23 protein-coding genes are annotated in these 20,422 nt (G+C 61.6%); 9 read left to right on the top strand and 14 right to left on the bottom strand.

The annotated features are described in order from the left end of the window. Positions 1 to 3: 3 nt before the first annotated feature. Both E4T63_RS16765 and E4T63_RS16760 read left to right on the top strand, forming a co-directional pair. Positions 4 to 201 (top strand): hypothetical protein, encoded by a 198-nt coding sequence (locus E4T63_RS16765; RefSeq protein ID WP_135296064.1) that lies wholly within the window; start codon positions 4 to 6, stop codon positions 199 to 201. A 127-nt stretch (positions 202 to 328) separates the two neighbouring features. Then, positions 329 to 1,345 carry an ABC transporter substrate-binding protein gene (locus E4T63_RS16760; RefSeq protein WP_097090304.1) on the top strand — a complete coding sequence of 339 codons (1,017 nt, stop codon included), beginning with the start codon at positions 329 to 331 and terminating at the stop codon, positions 1,343 to 1,345. 139 nt (positions 1,346 to 1,484) lie between these two features. On the opposite strand, the gene E4T63_RS16755 is transcribed toward E4T63_RS16760, so the two are convergent. Then, entirely contained in the window at positions 1,485 to 3,617 is a 2,133-nt protein-coding gene (locus E4T63_RS16755) for a TonB-dependent receptor (protein ID WP_135296063.1), read from the bottom strand. A 92-nt stretch (positions 3,618 to 3,709) separates the two neighbouring features. Then, a complete protein-coding gene (locus E4T63_RS16750) occupies positions 3,710 to 4,099 on the bottom strand; it encodes a DUF2946 domain-containing protein (protein WP_047598254.1) in 390 nt (129 codons plus the stop codon). Between the two features lie 94 nt (positions 4,100 to 4,193). Here E4T63_RS16750 and E4T63_RS16745 point away from each other — a divergent pair, with 94 nt between their 5' ends. After that, a complete protein-coding gene (locus E4T63_RS16745; RefSeq protein WP_098964385.1) occupies positions 4,194 to 4,634 on the top strand; it encodes a DUF3995 domain-containing protein in 441 nt (146 codons plus the stop codon). A gap of 127 nt (positions 4,635 to 4,761) precedes the next feature. Here the strand turns inward: E4T63_RS16745 and E4T63_RS16740 are convergent, their stop codons facing one another. The 7 genes from E4T63_RS16740 to E4T63_RS16710 all read right to left on the bottom strand — a co-directional run bounded on the left by E4T63_RS16740 (position 4,762) and on the right by E4T63_RS16710 (position 12,001). Continuing rightward, the gene (locus tag E4T63_RS16740) at positions 4,762 to 5,124 is read right to left on the bottom strand and encodes a Na+/H+ antiporter subunit G (protein WP_027612967.1); all 363 of its coding nucleotides are present in this window, start codon (positions 5,122 to 5,124) and stop codon (positions 4,762 to 4,764) included. Then, positions 5,121 to 5,399, bottom strand: a complete 279-nt coding sequence (locus E4T63_RS16735; RefSeq protein ID WP_003225959.1) for a K+/H+ antiporter subunit F — start codon at positions 5,397 to 5,399, stop codon at positions 5,121 to 5,123. The genes E4T63_RS16740 and E4T63_RS16735 overlap by 4 nt, the downstream gene beginning before the upstream one ends. Beyond that, on the bottom strand, positions 5,396 to 5,884 hold the full coding sequence (locus E4T63_RS16730) for a Na+/H+ antiporter subunit E (protein WP_135296062.1): 489 nt from the start codon (positions 5,882 to 5,884) through the stop codon (positions 5,396 to 5,398). Before E4T63_RS16730 ends, E4T63_RS16735 begins: the two co-directional genes overlap by 4 nt. Further along, entirely contained in the window at positions 5,881 to 7,560 is a 1,680-nt protein-coding gene (locus tag E4T63_RS16725) for a monovalent cation/H+ antiporter subunit D (protein ID WP_097090309.1), read from the bottom strand. Before E4T63_RS16725 ends, E4T63_RS16730 begins: the two co-directional genes overlap by 4 nt. Beyond that, positions 7,557 to 7,901 carry a Na+/H+ antiporter subunit C gene (locus E4T63_RS16720; RefSeq protein ID WP_003225953.1) on the bottom strand — a complete coding sequence of 115 codons (345 nt, stop codon included), beginning with the start codon at positions 7,899 to 7,901 and terminating at the stop codon, positions 7,557 to 7,559. Before E4T63_RS16720 ends, E4T63_RS16725 begins: the two co-directional genes overlap by 4 nt. Further along, on the bottom strand, positions 7,901 to 10,819 hold the full coding sequence (locus E4T63_RS16715; protein WP_135296061.1) for a monovalent cation/H+ antiporter subunit A: 2,919 nt from the start codon (positions 10,817 to 10,819) through the stop codon (positions 7,901 to 7,903). The genes E4T63_RS16720 and E4T63_RS16715 overlap by 1 nt, the downstream gene beginning before the upstream one ends. A gap of 246 nt (positions 10,820 to 11,065) precedes the next feature. After that, the gene (locus E4T63_RS16710; RefSeq protein WP_135296060.1) at positions 11,066 to 12,001 is read right to left on the bottom strand and encodes a DMT family transporter; all 936 of its coding nucleotides are present in this window, start codon (positions 11,999 to 12,001) and stop codon (positions 11,066 to 11,068) included. A gap of 85 nt (positions 12,002 to 12,086) precedes the next feature. On the opposite strand from E4T63_RS16710, the gene E4T63_RS16705 reads away from it, so the two are divergent. Together E4T63_RS16705 and E4T63_RS16700 are read left to right on the top strand one after the other, a co-directional pair. Then, positions 12,087 to 12,650, top strand: coding sequence for a helix-turn-helix domain-containing protein (locus E4T63_RS16705; protein ID WP_103368869.1), 564 nt, complete (start codon positions 12,087 to 12,089; stop codon positions 12,648 to 12,650). Beyond that, positions 12,651 to 14,045, top strand: coding sequence for an FAD/NAD(P)-binding protein (locus E4T63_RS16700; protein ID WP_135296059.1), 1,395 nt, complete (start codon positions 12,651 to 12,653; stop codon positions 14,043 to 14,045). 133 nt (positions 14,046 to 14,178) lie between these two features. Here E4T63_RS16700 and E4T63_RS16695 read toward each other — a convergent pair whose 3' ends face one another. After that, positions 14,179 to 14,913 carry a substrate-binding periplasmic protein gene (locus E4T63_RS16695; protein WP_135296058.1) on the bottom strand — a complete coding sequence of 245 codons (735 nt, stop codon included), beginning with the start codon at positions 14,911 to 14,913 and terminating at the stop codon, positions 14,179 to 14,181. A gap of 308 nt (positions 14,914 to 15,221) precedes the next feature. Continuing rightward, complete coding sequence (gene ppnN / locus E4T63_RS16685; RefSeq protein ID WP_027612974.1) at positions 15,222 to 16,595, bottom strand: nucleotide 5'-monophosphate nucleosidase PpnN; 1,374 nt, start codon at positions 16,593 to 16,595, stop codon at positions 15,222 to 15,224. A gap of 223 nt (positions 16,596 to 16,818) precedes the next feature. Between ppnN and E4T63_RS16680 the strand changes: the two genes are divergently transcribed. Continuing rightward, on the top strand, positions 16,819 to 17,346 hold the full coding sequence (locus tag E4T63_RS16680; RefSeq protein WP_134786673.1) for a DUF3087 domain-containing protein: 528 nt from the start codon (positions 16,819 to 16,821) through the stop codon (positions 17,344 to 17,346). Here E4T63_RS16680 and E4T63_RS16675 read toward each other — a convergent pair. Beyond that, the gene (locus E4T63_RS16675; RefSeq protein WP_027612976.1) at positions 17,343 to 17,729 is read right to left on the bottom strand and encodes a DUF2784 domain-containing protein; all 387 of its coding nucleotides are present in this window, start codon (positions 17,727 to 17,729) and stop codon (positions 17,343 to 17,345) included. The two genes, E4T63_RS16680 and E4T63_RS16675, sit on opposite strands and share 4 nt — an antisense overlap. A gap of 152 nt (positions 17,730 to 17,881) precedes the next feature. Between E4T63_RS16675 and E4T63_RS16670 the strand changes: the two genes are divergently transcribed. From E4T63_RS16670 to E4T63_RS28565, 3 genes are all read left to right on the top strand, one after another. Further along, positions 17,882 to 18,580: an AzlC family ABC transporter permease gene (locus E4T63_RS16670; protein WP_135296056.1), complete on the top strand. Its 699-nt coding sequence runs from the start codon at positions 17,882 to 17,884 to the stop codon at positions 18,578 to 18,580. After that, entirely contained in the window at positions 18,580 to 18,891 is a 312-nt protein-coding gene (locus E4T63_RS16665; protein ID WP_166497451.1) for an AzlD domain-containing protein, read from the top strand. Before E4T63_RS16670 ends, E4T63_RS16665 begins: the two co-directional genes overlap by 1 nt. Before the next feature lie 63 nt (positions 18,892 to 18,954). Continuing rightward, a complete protein-coding gene (locus tag E4T63_RS28565; protein ID WP_167734154.1) occupies positions 18,955 to 19,110 on the top strand; it encodes a hypothetical protein in 156 nt (51 codons plus the stop codon). A 40-nt stretch (positions 19,111 to 19,150) separates the two neighbouring features. Here the strand turns inward: E4T63_RS28565 and E4T63_RS16660 are convergent, their stop codons facing one another. After that, complete coding sequence (locus tag E4T63_RS16660; RefSeq protein WP_097090314.1) at positions 19,151 to 19,423, bottom strand: hypothetical protein; 273 nt, start codon at positions 19,421 to 19,423, stop codon at positions 19,151 to 19,153. Positions 19,424 to 19,701: 278 nt separating this feature from the next. Next, on the bottom strand, positions 19,702 to 20,382 hold the full coding sequence (locus E4T63_RS16655; protein WP_135296055.1) for an SOS response-associated peptidase: 681 nt from the start codon (positions 20,380 to 20,382) through the stop codon (positions 19,702 to 19,704). Between the last annotated feature and the right edge of the window lie 40 nt (positions 20,383 to 20,422).

Here is a 20,422-nt window from a genome sequence, read left to right as displayed (position 1 = left end):
GGTGTGAGCCGCGCCGACTTCCATTCGCAGAACCTCGACCGTGCGCGTGAGGAGGCATTGCGCCTGTTCAACGCCAAAGCCGAATTGCACGGCGCGTGGCTGAGCTGGGTGGCAGCGCAGATCTACACCTTGCGGCCTGCGGAATACGCCAGCATGGTCAGACGCGAGCTGCAAAGCTTGCAGGAAAAGTCTGAAACATAACCTCGCCGGGATTGGCCCCCGGAAAAAGCAGGAACCTCGGCTACAGTCAGTTGACTGAGTATTCAGAGGCTTGCGGTCTTCTGCCAGGCCATCCTGCTATTGCTGTGAACAGCACGAGGTGCAAAGCATGAAAGGAATTCGACGGCTATTGGCCGCCAGCGTGGTTTCGTTCGGTGTACTGACGGCCGCGCAGCCGGCAGCGGCGGCGCAGGCACCGATTCATTTTGCCGACCTGAACTGGGAAAGCGGCAGCCTGATCACCGATGTCCTGCGGATCATCGTCGAGAAGGGCTATGGCCTGCCGACCGATACGTTGCCCGGCACCACCATCACCCTGGAAACCGCGCTGGCCAACAATGACATTCAGGTCATTGGCGAAGAGTGGGCCGGGCGCAGTCCGGTGTGGGTCAAGGCTGAAGCGGAGGGCAAGGTCGTCAGTCTCGGCGATACGGTCAAGGGTGCGACTGAAGGCTGGTGGGTGCCGGAATACGTGATCAAGGGTGACCCGGCCAAGGGCATCAAGCCGCTGGCGCCGGACCTGCGCAGTGTCAGTGATCTGAAGAAATACAAGGATGTGTTCAAGGACCCGGAAAATCCGAGCAAGGGTCGGTTCCTCAACAGCCCGATCGGCTGGACCTCGGAAGTGGTGAACAAACAGAAGCTGACCGCTTACGGCCTGCAGGACGATTACACCAATTTCCGCAGTGGCTCGGGCGCGGCGCTGGATGCCGAGATCAGCTCTTCGATCCGTCGGGGCAAACCGGTGCTGTTCTATTACTGGTCGCCGACGCCATTGCTGGGCAAATTCAAACTGGTGCAGCTGGAAGAGCCACCGTTCGATGCCGAGGCGTGGAAGACCCTGACCGATGCCGATAACCCCAATCCGAAACCGACCCGTTCGCTGGCATCGAAGCTGTCGATTGGCGTGTCTACGCCGTTCCAGAAGCAGTATCCGCAGATCGCGGATTTCTTCAGCAAGGTGGATTTCCCGATCGAGCCGCTGAACAAGGCGTTGGCCGAGATGAGCGAGAAACACACCGCACCACGGCAGGCGGCTGAGGCCTTCATGAAGGCGCATCCGGAGGTGTGGCAGGCTTGGGTGCCGAAGGATGTGGCGGAGAAGGTGGCGGCTGATCTGAAATAGATAGTTGAGACTGCTGGCCTCTTCGCGAGCAAGCCCGCTCCCACAATTGGAGCGCTCTGTCCTGTGGGAGCAGTCTCACTCCCACAATTGGAACGCGTTCTCCTGTGGGAGCGGGCTTGCTCGCGAAGCTTTCATGCTTTTAGAACTTCGTTTGCACCGCCAATTCAAAGGTACGCGGCGTACCCAGATAGTAAGCCGGCGATACATGCGCAAACTCGGCATACACCTCATTGGTCAGGTTGCGCACTCGGCCGGTGACGGTGGTGTGCGAGTCGACCTTGTAGCTGAGGAAGCTGCCGAACAGCGTGTACGACGGCACGGTCATGGTGTTCGCCGTGTCCGCATACACCGACGCCACATACCGCGCATCGACCCCACCTTGCCATTGCGGCGAAAAATCGTAAGTCAGCCATAGATTGCCGACCCGGTCCGGAACGTTGGTCGGCGTGTTGCCCTTGCGTGAAACCACCGCGCCGGCGGCGTTCTTTTCGGTGAAATCATCGTATTGTGCATCGACCCAGGCGAAGTTGCCTTCGGCCAACAGTTTGTCGGTGATCCGCAGGGAGCTGGCAATCTCGATGCCTTTCGAAGTTTGCTGTCCTACCGGGATGCTGCTGGTAGGGTCCAGCGGGTCAGTCACGGCGAAGTCCTTGCGCTCGATGGTGTAGGCGGCAACCGTCGCCGAGCCACGGCCTTCCAGGTAGTCGAACTTGCTGCCGACTTCCCATTGCTTGCCGGTGGAAACATCGAAGTCCTGCGTGCCATTCGGTTGCTCGGCGGCAGTGCTGTATTGCACGTAGACGCTGGCGGATGGGATGAACTGGTAAGTCAGGCCGACACGCCCGGTGATCGGCTCCCAGCTGCGTTTGAGATGCTTCGGATTGGCGGCCGTCACGGTGCGATGGTTGGTCACGTCGAGGTCGATGTCGTCGTAACGCAGGCCGGTGAGCAACGCCAGTTTGTCGGTCAGTGCCAGGCGGTTTTCCACGAACAGCGCCTTGGTGGTGACCTCGTTGGTCTTGTCGCTGATCAGTGTCGGGTTGGTGCCGGGAATATCGTAGAAATGCCCCGGACGGTAGTTGTTCGGATCGACCGTGCTTGCGCCTTTGATATTCAGCGGCGAGTTGGTGGTCTGGTTGACCTTGTACTCGAAACCACCGGACCAAGTGGTGTCGAGGCCGAACAGGGTGTTGTCGTGGCGCAGTTCGAACTGGTTGCCGTTCTGCTCGCCCTGATGCCGCACTTGATAGGCGGTGGAGCGGGTCACCGCACTATTGTCGGCGTTGTACTGATAGGTTTCGAGGTTGCGGTAATCGCGTTGGCTGTCGAGGTGATACAGCGTGTTGCGCAGGGTGGTGCTGTCGTTGATCCGGTAATCGATGATCGAGCGCACCCAGATCGTGCGCTGTTCGTAGCGTCCGTCCTCGACGTTGTAGTTGTTGAAGCGGTTGTGTTTGTCGATCTTCAACTCGCCGGCCTTGGGGTTGAGCACCGGCGTGCCCCAGTACGGGCTGTCTTCGTGTTCGTCCTGATATTCCAGGGCCAGGGTGTGCGACAGATCCGGCGTGAGGTCGCTGAGCAACGAGAACGCCACGCTCCAGGCATCGCGTTGCTGGCGGTCGATGTAGCCGTTGCTGGTGTTGTGGCTGACATCGAGCCGCGCGTAGTGCTGCACGTCGGCGCTCGGGTCGGTCAGGGCATGGTTGAGGCCGAACGCGGTTTCGGTGGTGTCGTAACTACCGTAGCTGACGCGACCTTCAGCGGCTTGTTCGTCGCGAGTTGCCAGTTTGGTCACGTAGTTCAGCGAACCTCCCACCGAGCCTGCGCCGTTGATCAGCGACGACGGGCCGCCGACCAGTTCGACTCGATCATAGATCCACGCATCCACCGGCCGGGCGAGGCCGCCGGAGACGTTGATGCCATTGAACATCTGGGTGATCTGGCTGCTGGTGAAACCGCGATAGGAGACGAATCCGCCAAAGCCTGGCGGCGCGCTGGCATTGACCCCTGGCAGGGTGTTGGCGGCGTCCTGAAAGTTTTGCGCGCCGTGGCGTTCGATGTCGTTGCGGTTGGCGACGGCCACTGACGCAGGTGTGTCGCGCACGCTGAGACCGAGGCGCGAGGCCATGCCGCTGGATTGATCGAGGCTCAGGCCTGGTTCGCTGGTGGATTCGCCGTCGATGGTGATCGGCGCCAGGTCTACAGTGGATTGCGCCCAGGCGTTAAGGGACAGGCAGCCGCACAGGCTCGCCAGCAGAGGAATATGTTTCATCGTTGAATCCTGAATGCTTGTCTGGGAATCAGCGCACAGGCGAACGCCGCGCGTTGGCGCAGTGGGCTGAAAAATCAAAAAGGCAAAGACACTCAGGCGAGCGGTGGGGCGCGAGGATTGGCCGAAGGCCAGGTGAAGCGGGCAGGGAGGTCAGCACTGACGATGGGCGCCAGCGGCGGGCTGTGCTGTTCGGGCAGAACCGCGAGGGTCAGGCTGGAGTTGAACGCCGGGCCCATGCCGCCGCCGACCGAGCACAGCGGACAGCCGAACGCCTTCGACAGGGTCGGCAATTGTTCTTCGCTGGGATTGCTGGTCAGTGGCGCTTGGGTGGCCGGGTCGACCGTACAGAACTGCCCGCCGATGCCGTTGAGCTGCATCCCGACCATTTGCCCGTGACCGATGCTGCAGGCGAACACGTTGAACAGGACGCAACAATAAAGCATCCAGGCCAGCAGTGAGCGATCGGAACGGGTGAATTTCATGGGGCGGCACTTTACCGTACCGCTGATCGGTCGTGCACTTCAAAAAATGCCAACTAGGATGTTTTGTTCAAATCCCTTGAAAGGATTCTCGACCATGACCTTTGTGTTGGCTCAATGGCTGGTGACGATATTTGCGGCAATCGCTCTGGTACACGTGTATTGGGCGCTGGGTGGGCAATGGGCGGCGGTGGCGGCGGTACCGCAAGTGCCGGTGCGAGGACTGGTGGCGACGGTGCGACCGGCGTTCAAACCGTCAGGCTGGATTACCTTGCTGGTAGCGGCAGCATTGTTGGTGATTGCCGCGCTGGTGTGCATGCGGGTCGGCTGGGGCATGCCGGCGGTGCATCACAAAGCGTTGCAATGGGTGATCAGTGCGATTGCGTTATTAATGTTTGCCCGGGCGATCGGCGATTCGAATCTGGTGGGGTTTTTCAAGGAAGTGAAGGGGTCGCGGTTTGCGCGGCTGGATACCTGGGTGTATTCGCCGCTTTGTCTGGTGTTGGGGGCCGGGTTGTTGGCGGTGGCTTGGGTCTGACCCGGTTCATGTGTTGGCAATACCGGCCTCTTCGCGAGCAAGCCCGCTCCTACAGGGGAAATGCATTCCAAATGTGGGAGCGGGCTTGCTCGCGAAGAGGCCAGTTCAGACACCCTAGATGTAGAAACTAACTACCACTCTCGGTGCGGCGACTACTCACCTCAGCCGGCACATCATCCCCGGCCATGCGCTTGCGGAACAAAGCCGCCCGCGCCAGCAGCAACGTAGTCACCGGCACGGTAATCGCCAGCAGAATCGGAATCAGCCAGGCATGCATCACCGGCCCGGACTTGAGTGCAGAAAAACAGATGATCGAAGCCAGCGCCACGCACCACGCGCCCAGTGTCGAGGCCAGCGCCGGCGGGTGCATGCGCTGAAAATAATCCTTCATGCGCAGCAATCCGGTCGCGCCAATCAGTGCAAACACCCCGCTGAGCACCAGCAGGATCGCCACCGGAATCTCCACCCACAATGACAATTCAGCATTCATTCGATCACCTCGCCACGCAGCAGGAATTTCGCCAGGGCAAACGAGCCGACGAAGCCGAACAGCGCGATCAGCAGCGCCGCCTCGAAATAAGTGTCACTGGAATAACGAATGCCCAGGGTCAGCATCATCAGCATGGCGACGATGTACAGGTAATCCAGCGCGAGTACCCGATCCTGTGCCGACGGCCCCTTGAACAGGCGAATCAAGGTCAGGACCATTGCCAGCGAGAACAGGAACAGCGTCAGCAGAATCGCGTTCGACAGCAGCGGGCTCATTCGAAAATCTCCATCAACGGCTGCTCGTAGGCAGTCTTGAAGTGGTGGATGAAGTGCGCCTCGTCATCCAGATCCCAAACATGCAGCAGCAGAATGCTGCGATCCAGCGCCAGCTCCGACCACACGGTGCCGGGCACCACGGTGCAAATCATCGCCAGAGCGGCCAGACCGTGGGCGTCGCGCAGGTCCAGCGGGACTTTGACGAAGCGCGATCGCGGCGGGCGGCGACCGGCGTTGATCACGCCCCAGGCGACGATCAGGTTGGAGAGGATCACGTCACGACCGACCATCACGAACAGGCGCAAAATCGTCAGCGGACGGCGGATGCGCACCTGTTTCGGGCGCAGCTTGCGCATCATCAATGGTGCGGCGAACCCGAGGATTGCACCGAGCAGCAGGTTGCCCGGGCTGACGGAGAGGTTCAGCGTCAGCCACAAAACCCACAACGCCAGTGACAGCAACGGTGCCGGAAATACGCGCTTCATGGCTGCACCTCCAGCATCGCCGCTTTGGCTTCAGGGCTGGGAACGGCGCGGGTGCCGAGCACCGCCATCACGTATTGCTGCGGGTTGTTCAGCGCGTCGGCGGTGGCCTGGGTGTAACGCAGCAGCGGTTCGGCCTTGAAGGTCAGGGCGATGCTCAATCCCAGCAGCAGGAAGATTGGCGCGCATTCAAGCTTGCGCAGCAGCGGCGACGGGCGCTCCTCGGGCGTCCAGAAACGCTGGATGCCCATGCGCGCGAATGCCATCAACGAGGCCAGTCCGGAGAGGATCAGCAGCGCCAGCAACGCCCATGCAGCGTTCGAGATCGGTGCCTCGCCGCCCAGCCCCAGCGGATTGAGCAGCGCACCGATCAGGTTGAGCTTGCCGATGAATCCGGACAGCGGCGGCATGCCGATGATCAGCAGCGCGCAGGCAATGAAACTCAAGCCGAGAAACGCCATGGTCCACGGGATGACCTGACCGACCACGGCTTTCTGCTCGTCATCGAGGTTGATGCCCTTGGGCGGTTGCAGCGATTCCTGCGGACGCGGCAGCAACTCGCTTTCATCCTCCAGCGGGATTTCGTTGGCCGAACGCGAACGCTCGATCAACTCCGCCAGCAGGAACAGCGCACTCAGGGCCAGGGTCGAGCTGACCAGATAGAACAGCGCTGCGCCGATCAGGTTTGGCTGGGCGAAACCCACCGCCGACAGCAGAATCCCGGCCGACACCAGAATGCTCAGGCTGGCCATGCGCTCCAGACGTTGCGCGGCGAGAATCGCCAGCGCCGCGCAGGCGATGGTCGCCATGCCGCCGTAGATCAGCCAGTCGCCACCGAAGAAGGCCGAGGCCCCGGCCTGACTGGAAAACAGCAGCGTCCACAGGCGCAGCAGGGTGTAGACGCCGACCTTGGTCATGATCGCGAACATCGCCGCCACCGGCGCGCTGGCCGAGGAGTAGGCCGGCACCAGCCAGAAGTTCAGCGGCCACATGCCGGCCTTCGCCAGAAACGCCACCGCAAGAATCCCCGCGCCGGCGTGCAGCAAGCCGCGGTCGGCTTCCGGCACCAGCGGAATCTTCAGCGCCAGATCGGCCATGTTCAGGGTGCCGGTGACGCCATAGATCAGCGCCGCGCCAATCAGGAACAGCGACGAGGCCAGCAGGTTGATCGAGATGTAATGCAGGCCCGACGACACCCGCGCCCGACCCGAACCGTGCAGCAACAGGCCATAAGAGGCCGCGAGCAGCACTTCGAAGAACACGAACAGGTTGAACAGGTCGGCGGTAAGGAAGGCGCCGTACAGGCCCATCAACTGAATCTGGAACAAAGCGTGGAAGCTCGATCCCGCGCCGTCCCAACGCGCCATGGCGAACAATAGGGCGCTGACGCCGATGATCCCGGTCAGCACCAGCATTAATGCCGAGAGGCGATCGACCACCAGCACGATGCCGAACGGCGCCTGCCAGTTGCCCGGCAGGTACACGCCGATGGAACCGGGCACACCAGTGGTTTGCGTCCACTGCAGCAGCATCACCGAAATGAACAGGCCGACGAGGCTGGAGAACAGGTTGATTTTCGCCTTCAGCGGCCGATGCTTCTCGCCGAGCATCAACATGATGGCGGCGGTCAGCAGCGGCAGCAGGATCGGTGCCGCGATCAGGTGAGTCATCGCCGTCATTCCTTGGGCTCCCGGCCGTCGACGTGGTCGGTGCCGGTCAGGCCCCGCGACGCCAGCAGCACCACCAGGAACAGCGCGGTCATGGCGAAGCTGATGACGATCGCGGTCAGCACCAGTGCCTGCGGCAGCGGATCGGTGTAGTGCAGCAAATCCTGTGTCACGCCGTCCTTGATCACCGGTTCTTTACCGATGAACAGGCTGCCCATGCTGAAGATGAACAGGTTGACCGCGTAGGACAGCAGGCACAGGCCCATGACCACCTGAAATGTCCGTGGCCGCAGCACCAGCCAGACCCCGGAGGCGGCGAGCACGCCGATGGCGATTGCGATGACTTCTTCCATCAGACGGCTCCTTTGCTGGCGACGGACTTGGGCAGCGACGCGGTCTTGTGACCACGCACCGATTGGTGGGCGAGGGCGGTGAGGATCAGCAGCGTCGAGCCCACGACCACGGCGTACACGCCGATATCGAAGAACAGCGCACTGGCGATATGGATCTCGCCCAGCAGCGGCAATGCGAAATGCCAGGTGTGGGTGGTCAGGAACGGATAGCCGACCGCCATCGCCCCGAGACCGGTGGCGGTGGCAAACAGCAGGCCGGTGCCCATCCAGCGCAGCGGTCGCAGGCTCATTTGCGCCTCGACCCACTGGGTGCCAGCGACCATGTACTGCAGGATGAACGCCACCGACATCACCAGGCCTGCGACAAAACCACCGCCCGGCTGGTTATGGCCGCGCATGAACAGGTAGCACGACACCACCAGTGCAATCGGCAGCAACAGGCGCACCAGCACCGCCGGCACCATCATGAAGCCGAGCGCGGTGTCGCTGGCGCTGCGCGGGTTGACCAGATCGGTGACCACGTCCGGCGCGAGCAGACGTTGCTGGGCCGGCAACTGCAGGCTTTCTTTCGGCGGGCGGAAGCGGCGCAGCAGGGCGAACACGGTCAGCGCCACGGCCACCAGCACGGTGATTTCACCGAGGGTGTCGAAGCCGCGGAAGTCCACCAGCATCACGTTGACCACGTTGCTGCCACCGCCCTCGGGCATGGCCCGGCTGAGGTAGAACGAGGAAATGTCGTTGGGCGTCTGCCGGGTCAGCATCGCGTAGGACAACAGCGCCATGCCGGCGCCGACGGCAATCGACAGCAGCAAGTCGCGCAAGCGCCGCACGCGGGCCTTGCGCAGGCTCGAAGGCAGTGGCGAGACTTCTTCAATCCGCCGGGGCAGCCAGCGCAGGCCGAGCAGGATCAGCACCGTGGTCACCACTTCCACCGCCAGTTGCGTTAGGGCCAGATCCGGCGCCGAGAACCAGACGAAGGTCACGCAGGTCATCAACCCGCAGACGCTGACCATGGTCAGGGCGGCGAGACGGTGATACTTGGCCTGCCATGCGGCGCCGAGGGCACAGGCAATCGCCAGCAGCCACAGGGTGACGAACACGATCGAACCCGGAATCTTCGGCCGGTCGCCCCAGCTCAGGCTGCTGTGCAACACCGGGATCAGGCCGGCGAGCACTGCCGCCAGGACCATCAGGAACAGTTGCATTTGCAGGCGGCGGGTGCCGAGTCGGCGTTCTACCCGACGGGCCATGCGCATCATCAGCACCAGACTGCGCTCGAACAGGCGCTTGCCGTTGAAGCGACCCACCAGCGGCGGGTATTTGAAGCGGCCCCGCTTGAGCTGGTTGCGCAGCAGCAGATAGACCACGATGCCGCCGGACATGGCGATCAGGCTCATGATCATCGGCGCGTTCAGACCGTGCCAGATCGCCAGGCTGTATTCCGGCAGCGTGCCGCCCACCACCGGCAGCGCGGCGGCTGCGAGCAACGGGCCGACCACTTGCGCCGGGAAGATCCCGACGACCAGACAGGTGAACACCAGCAGCTCGACCGGCGCACGCATCCAGCGCGGCGGTTCGTGCGGGGTGTGCGGCAGATCGGTGGCGGTCGGGCCGAAGAACACGTCGACGGTAAAGCGCAGCGAGTAGGCGACGCTGAAGGTCCCGGCAATGGTCGCGACAATCGGCAACGCTGCTTCGACCCACGCGGTGGCGTTGATGAACACGGTTTCGGCGAAGAACATTTCTTTCGACAGGAAGCCGTTGAGCAGTGGTACGCCGGCCATCGACGCGCTGGCAACCATCGCCAACGTGGCGGTGAACGGAATCAGTTTGATCAGGCCGCTGAGTTTGCGGATGTCACGGGTGCCGCTCTCGTGGTCGATGATCCCGGCGGCCATGAACAGCGACGCCTTGAAGGTCGCGTGATTGAGGATGTGGAACACCGCCGCGACCGCCGCCAGTGGGCTGTTCAGACCCAGCAGCAAGGTGATCAGGCCCAGATGGCTGATGGTCGAGTAGGCCAGCAGGCCCTTGAGGTCGTTCTGGAACATTGCGCAGTAGGCGCCGAGCAACAACGTACACGCACCGGCGCCGCTGACGATGTAGAACCATTCTTCACTGCCGGACAGCGACGGCCACAGGCGCGCAAGCAGGAACACCCCGGCCTTGACCATGGTCGCCGAGTGCAGATAGGCCGAAACCGGAGTGGGCGCCGCCATGGCGTGCGGTAGCCAGAAATGGAAGGGGAACTGGGCGCTTTTGCTTAGGGCGCCAATGAGGATGAGGGGAAGCAGGATAGGGTAGAGGGCATGTGCGCGAATCTGATCGCCGGCGGCCAAGACCTTGTCCAGGTCATAGCTGCCGACGACATGGCCGAGGATCATGACCCCCGCCAGCAGGCATAGTCCCCCGGCACCGGTGACCATCAGCGCCATATAAGCGCCACGCCGGGCATCGGAGCGGTGGTGCCAGTAGCCGATCAACAGGAACGAGAAGAGGCTGGTCAGCTCCCAGAAGAACACGATCTGGATCAGGTTGCCGGAGATCACCAGCCCGAGCATGGCGCCCATGAACGCCAGGAAAAAGGCGAAGAAGCGCGGCACCGGGTCGTCCGGCGACATGTAATAACGCGCATATAAAGAGACCAGAGCGCCGATGCCCAGCACCAGCAACGAGAACAACCAGGCGAAGCCGTCCATGCGCAGGACGAAATTCAAACCGAGGCTGGGCAGCCACATGAATTCTTCGCGGATCACCCCGCCGTGGGCGATTTGCGGGTACAACAGCGCGACCTGCACGGTGCCGATCAAAGCGACCAGACCTGCCAACAGGGATTCGGTATTACGCGCGTTGTGTGGCAGCACCGCTGCCAGACAGCTGCCAATGAATGGCAGAAGCAGTAGAACTATCAGGGACATAGGCTTCTAATCTGCGGAAGTTTGTGAAGCATCATACGTGCCAGCTCCCTGATTACCAAACGCCAGGATGTCTCAGAATCCTACAAAGTAGTCTGAAAAATTTGGTTTGGCATTGTTTCAGGGGGAGGGATGTTGTGACGGATGGCCCTTTCGCGAGCAAGCCCGCTCCCACATTTGAAATACATTCCAATGTAGGAGCGGGCTTGCTCGCGAAGGCGATGGGTCAGGCACTAAAGATATTGCGGATTAACCTTGGGTCTCCCGCTCCAGCTCCGCGTCTTCTTCGACAACCTTACCCTTGGTCTTCAGCTCGCTGACAATCACCGCCGCCACAATCAACCCTGCACCCACCAGCGCAATCGCCGGCAAGCGCTCGCCGGCGATTCGCCCGACGATCCCGGCCCACACCGGTTCACCGGCGTAGATCAATGTTGCCCGGGTCGGCGAAACGCTTTTCTGCGCCCAGTTCATCGCCACCTGAATCGCCGCACTCGCCGCGCCGAGTCCCAGCGCGGTCACCAGCAAGGTCCAGGAAAAATCCGGAAGCGCTTCACCGGTTGGCACCACCAACAGAAACGACAGCACCGAGGTCGCCGCCAGTTGCACCACGGTCACCCGGCGTACATCGACTTGACCGGCATAGGTGCTGATCAGAATGATCTCGGCGGCAATCGCGATGGCACTGATCAGGGTGGCAATTTCGCCGGGGCTGAAATTCAACGACGCCCCGGACGGCCCGGACAACAGCATCAGACCGGTAAACGCCAGCATGATGCCAATGCTTGGCATCAACCCCGGACGACGGCCCAGCACCAGCCATTGCAACAACGGCACGAAGGGCACGTACAGCGCGGTGATGAATGCCGACTGACTGCTCGGGATCGTTTGCAGACCAACCGTCTGCAAGCCGTAACCGAGCATGATCGCCACGCCGATGAACGATCCGGCCTTGAGCTCGAACAGGGTCAGTTCACGCAAGTGGCGCCAGGAGAACAGCGCGACGATGCAAGCCGCCGCCGCAAAGCGCAGGCCGACAAAGAACATCGGCCCACTGACGGTCATGGCGTGTTGCACCAGCAGGAACGTGCCGCCCCAGACCATGGTGATCAGCACCAGCACGCACTCGGCCTTGCTGAAACGGGAGAAGCGAAGCGGCGTGGGGGAGCTGTTCACTGACGTCATGTCCTTGCGCACTATAAAAGGCAGGACGCACAATGCGCCCAACGTTGCGCAGTATACTGCCCAACCCCACCGAGTGAGCAATATAGTGCACAAAGATTCCAGCCAACGGGCGTCCGTCCTGCAACACGTCAGTCACAACGTTCGGCGCCTGCGCCACGCTGCCGACATGAGCCAGACCGCGCTGGCGGAAAAGTCCGGCGTCAGTCGGCGCATGCTGGTGGCGATCGAGGCCGGGGAAAAGAATGTCAGCCTGACCACCCTTGATCGCGTTGCCGAAGCGCTCGACGTGGCCTTCAGCGACCTGATCCAGGCCCCCGACGCACGCGATACCAGCCGCATCAACGAGGTGGCCTGGGCCGGAGTCATTCCGGGAAGTAAGGCGGTGCTGCTGTCCAAGGCCACCGCCACCCGTGAAGTCGAGCAGTGGGAATGGTGCCTGCAACCGGGTGAGGTCTATCCGTCGCAACCCGACGCCGATGGCTGGAGCGAGCAGATTTATGTGTTCGAAGGTTGCCTGACGCTAACGGTGGGTGATGTGACCAATACCATTGCGAGCGGCGAGTTTTTCATGTTTGCCAGCAACCAGCCCCATGGCTATCGCAATGACGGGCCGGTGGCGGTGCGCTTTGTGCGCAATGTGGTGATTTGAATGAGTCAGAACGCAGACATCCTGATCATCGGCGGTGGCCTCAGCGGCACGATGCTGGCCGTGCAATTGCTGCGACTGCCCGGCCAGCGTCGGATCCTGATCATCGAACCGCGCGCCGAACTCGGTCGCGGTGAAGCTTACAGCGCCGTCGAACTGGGCCACACGCTCAACGGCAATGCGGCGCGCATGAGTGTCGACCCCGATAAGCCCGATGACCTGACTCAATGGCTGACCGCGCACATCGCTGCCGGTGGCTGGCCGGAATCTGCCGAGCAGAATGTGCCAATCAGTGAGCTGTTCCCTCCACGCGGGCTGTTTGGCGTGTATGTGCAGCAGCGTCTGGCCGAGGCGCGCGTCGTTGGTGCGCAGCATGGTTCGACCGTCGAGCACGTTCGCGCTGAAGTCGTCGATCTGCAAACTGATGCGGATTCGGTGCAAATGAGCTTGAGCAATGGGCAGACTCTGCGCGGCGCCTATGCCGTGCTCGCTACGGGCATGTTCCCCGCCGCGCGCACGCCGCAGAAAGAGTCCAGCGGCCTGAACGCCGCAGCGCTTGATCCGTGGGATGTCGCCGCCATGCGTCAGCTCGATCCGCAGTCGACTGTGCTGATCATCGGCTCCGGCCTGACCATGGTCGATGCCGTGGTTTCACTGGAGCAGGCCGGGCATCGCGGGCCGATCGAAGTGTTTTCCCGTCACGGACTGTTGCCCCATGTGCGGCGGCAACCGCCGGCGTGGGTGGATTTTCTTGCCGCAGATCAGAGCATTCGCACGCCGCGACAGTTGTTGCGCGAGCTGCGCAGGCATTGCCGCGAGGCGATCGCTCAGGGCATCGATTGGCAGGCGCCGCTGGACACGGTGCGGGCCCATATCGGACGGCTGTGGAGTCAGGCGACTGACGTGCAGCGTCGACAATTCGTACGCCATGTGCGGCCGTGGTGGGAGAGTCATCATCACCGGTCGCCGCCGCTGAGTGCAGCATTGGTTGAGCGCTTGCACAACGAAGGACGGTTGCGGATTCAGGCGGCGTCGTTCAAAGGGCTTGAGCCGATGACGGGCGAGGGTGTGAGCATTCGAATTCGGCGTCGCGGCGAGGCGCAAACCTGTGTGGTACAGGGGGCAGCGCTGATCAATTCCAGCGGCATCGAGTACGACTGGCGCCGCGTCGCGCGACCGCTGCCGCAGCAGTTGCTGGCGCGTGGGCTGGTGCGTCCGGGGCCGTTGGCGTTGGGGATTGCAGCGGCGGTGGACGGGGCGGTGCTGGATGCTGAAGGGCAGGCCGGCAGCCGATTGTTCGCGATGGGGCCACCGTTGCGCGGGATGTGGTGGGAGAGCACTGCGGTGACGGATGTGGCGTTGCAGGCGAAGGCGCTGGCGGCGCGGCTGGTGGAATGAAAGCAGACCGGCTTGCACAGATCCCTGTAGGAGTGAGCCTGCTCGCGATAGCGGTGGGTCTTTCACCTCATTGCTGAAGGGGCTGACGCTATCGCGAGCAGGCTCACTCCTACAGTTGAACGGGGCAGCTCAGTCATCTCGGAAGTGCATTCATCAGCCAGCGCTGGCGAATCTGCTCCAGACGCCCGTCGGCGCGCAAGGTTTCCAGCGCCTGTTGCCAGCGTTTGACCTGACCCGGATCGGTCTGCAGCGAAAAGGCGATGTAGGTGTCCTGTTTCATCAGCGACATCTGATATTGCAAGCGTCCCGGTTCCATGCCCTGGGTGCGGGCGAGCGCGGCGGTGGACAGGGTGTCGGAGACCACGAAATCGGTCCGGCCCAGGCTGAACAGACGCATCATCTGTTCCGGGGTTTCGACACCGTCGAGGTTCTTCAGGTTTTGCTGCTTAAGGTAGCTGTAGACCAGCCATTTGCGCGGCACGCTGATGCGCCCGGCCTGATCCGCCTGCTGCAGGGTTTTTACCGGCGGCTGGTTGTTGGCATGGGCATACAGCGCGGTTTCGACTTCAATCAGCGGCCCGACCCATTGATAGCGGTCATCGCGCTCGTCGGTACGCAGGACGGTGAAGACGCCGGTGTTGGGTGTTTCGCTGGCCGTGCGCAAGGCTCGCAGCAAGGGGACTTGCTGCAGGTCGATCCGGTCACCGGTTTGCTCTGCCAGCGCGCGCACCACGTCGACGCCGTAACCCTCCAGGTGATCGCCTTGCTGAAAGTGCAGGGGGCGATGGTTGTCGGTGAGCAGTTGCAGATCTGCTGCATCGGCTGCCAGGGCCAGGAGTGACAGCAGACACGCGGCAATCCGTTTCATGAATCGTCCCTGAAAAATTGAGCGCGAAGCTTAGTACGGGCCGGGGATGGCTGTCGTGCGGAATGTACGGGGCTTTTGTGTCAGAAACAAAGGCTGATTGGCAGCATCGGCGCACGCAGAAACATTGTGGTGTGCCTGGCATTTGTGGCTGGCACACAACCTGTGGGAGCGAGCCTGCTCGCGAAAACGGTGGATCAGTCAACATCTGAAGTGGCTGATCTGGCCTATTCGCGAGCAGGCTCGCTCCCACTTTGGTTTTGTTGTGCCTGCATGGGGGGCAGGCACAGGGGGATGCGGTGGCGGGAGAGTTACGCCACCACGCGATAGCACGGCACATACGCCGCGCCGCCCGGCAGTTTCATCCGGTGCTGGGCGACGAAGGCTTTGAGCAGCGCGTCGAGCGGTTGCATGATCGCCGCGTCACCACGGATCTGGTACGGCCCGTGTTCTTCGATCAAACGGATGCCCTTGTCCTTGACGTTGCCGGCGACGATCCCGGAGAACGCGCGGCGCAGGTTGGCGGCCAGTTCGTGGGGCGGCTGGTCGCGGTGCAGCTTGAGGTTGGCCATGTTCTCGTGGGTCGGATCGAACGGACGCTGGAAGCTTTCGTCGATCTTCAGCAGCCAGTTGAAGTGGAACGCGTCGTTGCGCTCGCGGCGGAACTGCTTCACCGCTTTGAGGCCGGCGGTCATCTGCCGCGCGACTTCGGCCGGGTCGTCGATGATGATCTCGTAGTGCTGCTTCGCCGCATCGCCGAGGGTGGCGGTGACGAAGGCATCAAGCTGTTCCAGATACGGCGCGGCATGTTTCGGCCCGGTCAGGATCACCGGGAACGGCAGGCCGGCGTTGTCCGGGTGCATCAGGATACCCAGCAGGTACAGGAACTCTTCGGCGGTGCCAGCGCCGCCCGGGAAGATGATGATGCCGTGGCCAACACGCACGAACGCTTCCAGACGTTTTTCGATGTCCGGCAAGATCACCAGCTCATTGACGATCGGGTTCGGCGCTTCGGCGGCGATGATCCCCGGCTCGGTCAGGCCGAGGTAGCGCCCACCGTGGATGCGCTGCTTGGCGTGGGCGATGGTCGCGCCCTTCATCGGGCCTTTCATCACGCCGGGGCCGCAACCGGTGCAGATGTCGAGGCTGCGCAGGCCCAGTTCGTGGCCGACTTTCTTGGTGTATTTGTATTCTTCGGTGTTGATCGAGTGACCGCCCCAGCACACGACGATTTTCGGTTCCACACCCGGACGCAGGGTGCGCGCGTTGCGCAGCAGGTGGAACACGTAGTCGCTGATGCCTTGCGAGGTGCTGAGGTCGATGCGTTGGCTGTCGAGTTCGTTTTCGGTGTAGACGATGTCACGCAGGGCGCTGAACAGCATCTCGCGGGTGCTGGCGATCATTTCGCCGTCGACGAACGCGTCGGCCGGGGCGTTCAGCAGCTCGAGACGCACGCCGCGATCCTGCTGGTGAATGCGGATTTCGAAGTCCTTGTAGGCTTCGAGGATGGTCTTGGCGTTGTCGACATGCGCTCCGGTATTGAGGATGGCCAGGGCGCACTGGCGGAAGAGGGTGTAGGTGCTGCCGGAGCCGGCTTCGCTCAGTTGCTGAACTTCACGTTGAGAAAGGGTTTCCAGGCTGCCTTTCGGGCTGACCGAGGCGTTGATTACGTGTCGTTGGGTCATGCAATGATCCTTAAAACGATGTCATTCCAATGGCAGGCAAATGGCATCCGAATAGTGTGTATCCATGAATGAAGATGGCACGATCTGCGCTGTACCGCCATGTCCCCGTTGGACGCTGAAAAGTTGAAAAGGGCCCCCAGCATAGCTAAATCCCCGAGAGAGGCGATAATGCGCAGCGAGTTTTTTCCGTTGCCCTTTTTATCGCTCAAGGAAGTCATGCCTGATGTTCGAGATCCAGCCGATGGACCCAGCAACGTTTCGCCAGCAGACCCGCCGCAGCACGCTGATCATCGCGGTGCTGTTTCTGGTGCTGGCGATGGTGCTTTCGACGGCGGCGGTGGCGCTGTTCGGCGAGCCCGGCGGCGATAACCTGCGGTTCAATGTCGGTGGGGTGTTCGTGGCGTTTCTGCTGACAGCGGCGCTGATGCGCGGGCAGTTCTGGCAGCAGGCGTGGATGGCCCCGGCGGTCTATAGCTGGCGGCTCAAGCGCAGCCTGATGAGCGTGACCAACGTGATGCATCAGGTGACCGCTGCGGTGGAACAGAACGATCCGACCGCGATGAAGGTGCTGCGCTTCTATCATCTGGGGCTGACCCAGATGCACGAACTGGACGGTAACTCCAGCGATCATGCGCAGTTGCGCCGGGAAGTCGAAGCGCACAAAGAGCGGATGCAGGCGCTGGGTCTGGAGATCGACCAGAAGCGCCTGGATCCGGCCTGGCTGCAAGCCTTGAAACCCGCCGCTCGTTAAAACGGAATACGGCTGGCGCGGCGCAGTTTCCACGCGCGGGCCAGACGCCCGTAGACCAGCAGGTTGATCACCAGCACCACGCTGCCCAGCGCCAACTGGATCTGCGGCGTCAGCCCGGCGGGGTAGATGATCGGCCAAATGTAGTGCTCGATGAAGCCGCCGGCGTATTCGGTCTGCCCGGCGGCGTGGCGCATCAGGTTTTCCCAGTAGGTCAGCGGACAGGTCAGGTGCAACACCTCGACCGCCACGCCCCATGCAGCCGCCGGCAGATGCAGCCACATCAGGCGTGGCCACTTGAGCACCAGCAGCCCGCCGAACAGCACAAACAGAATGAATGACAGATGGAACAGCACCAGCCCGTCGGCTGCGATTCGGTACAGCATGTCGTCTCCCTGACGTGGTTGTGAAGGCCTCCATGGTACGCCGACAGCGACGCTGGGGCGCTGCGATTTAGCGCAAGTGCGCAAGATTGTTCAAGCCACGAAGGGGCACTTGCTGGCAGAGTCTGCGACCGTTTCCTCGGTTGAAGAGCGTTATGTCTGACTCACTTATGCCGCGCCGTGCGTTTCTTCGCGGCGCTGCGGCGATCATGCCGTTATCACTGGCGACGGCGCCGTGGGGGCTGCTGGCCGGCTCCATGGCGATCGAAGCCAATCTCACGCCGTTACAGGGGCAGGGCCTGTCGAGCATCGTGTTCGCAGGGGCCGCGCAACTGGTGGCGATCGGCATGCTCAAGGGCGGTGCCGGTATTTTCTCCATTCTGTTGACCACGCTGCTGCTGACCTCGCAGCACTTGCTGTACGGGATGAGCATGCGCCCGGTGATTTCGCCGCTGCCCGGACGCTGGCGCATCGGCCTGGGCTTTTTGCTCACCGATGAACTGTTCGCCCTGACCAGCCAGCATGACCGCCAGCAGTTCAACCGCTGGTACGCCTTGGGCGTCGGCCTGACGTTCTATATCGCCTGGAACCTCTTCACCCTGGCCGGCATCGTCCTGGGCAGCAGCATTCCGGGGCTCGAGCACCTGGGGCTGGACTTCTCGATTGCCGCCACCTTCATCGCGTTGATCACCCCGGTGGTGCGTAACGTGCCGACCGTGGTGTGCGTGGCGGTGTCACTGTTCTGCTCGGTGTTGTTCAGCTATTGGCAGTGGGGCTCGGCGCTGGTGTTGTCAGGGCTGGCCGGGATGACCGCAGGATTTGTCTGCAACAAGCTTTATCGGGGGCGCACATGATGGTCTGGGCAGTGATTTTCGGCATGGGGATTCTGGTGTTCCTCAACCGTTACGTGTTTCTCGAACCGCGCCTGCCGCTGCGCTTGAGCAGCAATGCTCGGCAGTTTCTCGGGTTTGCCGTACCGGGCATGCTCACGGCGATCTGCGGGCCGATCGTGTTCATGCCGGACAAACAGTTGAATTTACAGTGGGATAATCCGTATTTGCTGAGTTCGCTCGTAGCGATCGGGCTGGTGCTGTACACCCGCAATACCTTGCTCAGCATGCTCTTGAGCATGGCGTTTTTCTTTTTGCTGCGCTGGTGGTTGTAAGTTACCGGTAAAAAAACTGTTCTAAGCTGGTTGGATGACTATTTTTGACAAGGCGAGGTGCACATGACGACCGAGCAAAAGCGTCCGGATGAAGACGAACATGTAGACGATGAAGTAGACGAGCCCAGCGAAGAAGAAATCGAGCGTGAGAAACGCAAGGAACAGACGTGGAAGCACGACGATGGCAAGGAACTCACCGGGCCTGACGTGAAACTCTGACAACATGCAAGAAGCCCCGCAGCAGCGGGGCTTCTTTTTTTCAGAGGTCTTCCAGGTGCGGGAAGTCCGGGTGTGACGCCCGATAGCCCAGAGTCTTGTCGATCCATGCATTGAGCTCGTTGACCATCACCGGCGGGTGACCGGGATAGCTTTCGAGCGTGGTGCGCAGGATGCGTTCGATGTCCGGCACTGAACGCAGGTTTCGGGTCTTGATGTAGTGGCCGATAAAACAGTCGAGTTGAAAGCGTTCTGTCATGGACAGATAAATACACTCCAGGCCGTTGGCCTGTTTGATTGCAAAATCGTCGCGCAACTTAGTTCTCTGCAAGGCTTGTTAAAGTTGTAGGGGATTCCTGGTTTTGCTGACTCTTTGGTCAACTGGTATGCCAAATGGAAATGCGGCGCGCATGCTATCCGTAGTGCATGTAAATGTATGTATGACGGTTGAAATGTCAGACAGGCGGTTAGTTCGCTCAAACGACTGTTTTTTCCGGGCTGTCTCAGCGATGAAACACCAGCTGTAAAGATCGAGTGTTACCTGTAATCACCTGCGGCAGCTCCTACAGGGTAAACGCGTGAGATCACGGATCTTTAAGCCACTTCGTCAATCAGTCCGGCACCCTGATTACGAGAATTGCCGACGGCTTTGCCGACTTTGTGCCAGGCAAATGCCTCGCTGGATTCACCTTCGAACAGCAGCATCTGTTCGGCACGTTCCGCCGGTGTTGCCGGGTCGAGCCACTCGGCAGCCAGCTCCGCGCGGAACACCACTGGTCTTCGATCATGGATATCGAGCATGCCTCCGACGCTGTCGGCGGTGATGATCACGAATCCATCGTCGTCCCGAGCATCGCTGCCGGGTGTTGGAAACTGTCCGATGGCGGCACAGAAAACCGGCCCGCGATCGGCACGACGGATCAGCCACGGCTGTCGGGTTTTATCCGGGCCGTCGACCCATTCGAACCAGTTGTCGATGGGCACGATCAGCCGATGACGCCAGATCGCCCGGAAGAACGGCCCGTGGGCGACTTTCTCCACGCGCGCGTTGATTGGCGCCGCGCGGTCTTTGGCCCAGTGCGGGCGCCAGCCCCAGCGCAGGTTGTCGGCATACAGGCGTTGATCATGTTGATGGAGCACCGCGAGTGACGTGGTCGGCGCCGCGTTGTAGCGCTCCAGCGCGGCGTCGCCGACGTGATTGATCAGCGCATCGGGAATGCTCAGCACCGCGACAAAGTCGTGAATGCCGCGGTACTGCGAGAGTCTTCCGCACATGCGCCGAATCTCTGGATGGACGCTTTCAGCATAGTTGGCT

This window comes from Pseudomonas fluorescens (assembly GCF_004683905.1).
GTDB classification, from domain to species: Bacteria; Pseudomonadota; Gammaproteobacteria; order Pseudomonadales; family Pseudomonadaceae; genus Aquipseudomonas; species Aquipseudomonas putida_A.
Note: the sequence above shows the minus strand (reverse complement) of the source record. Positions and strands in the feature narration are given on the sequence as shown.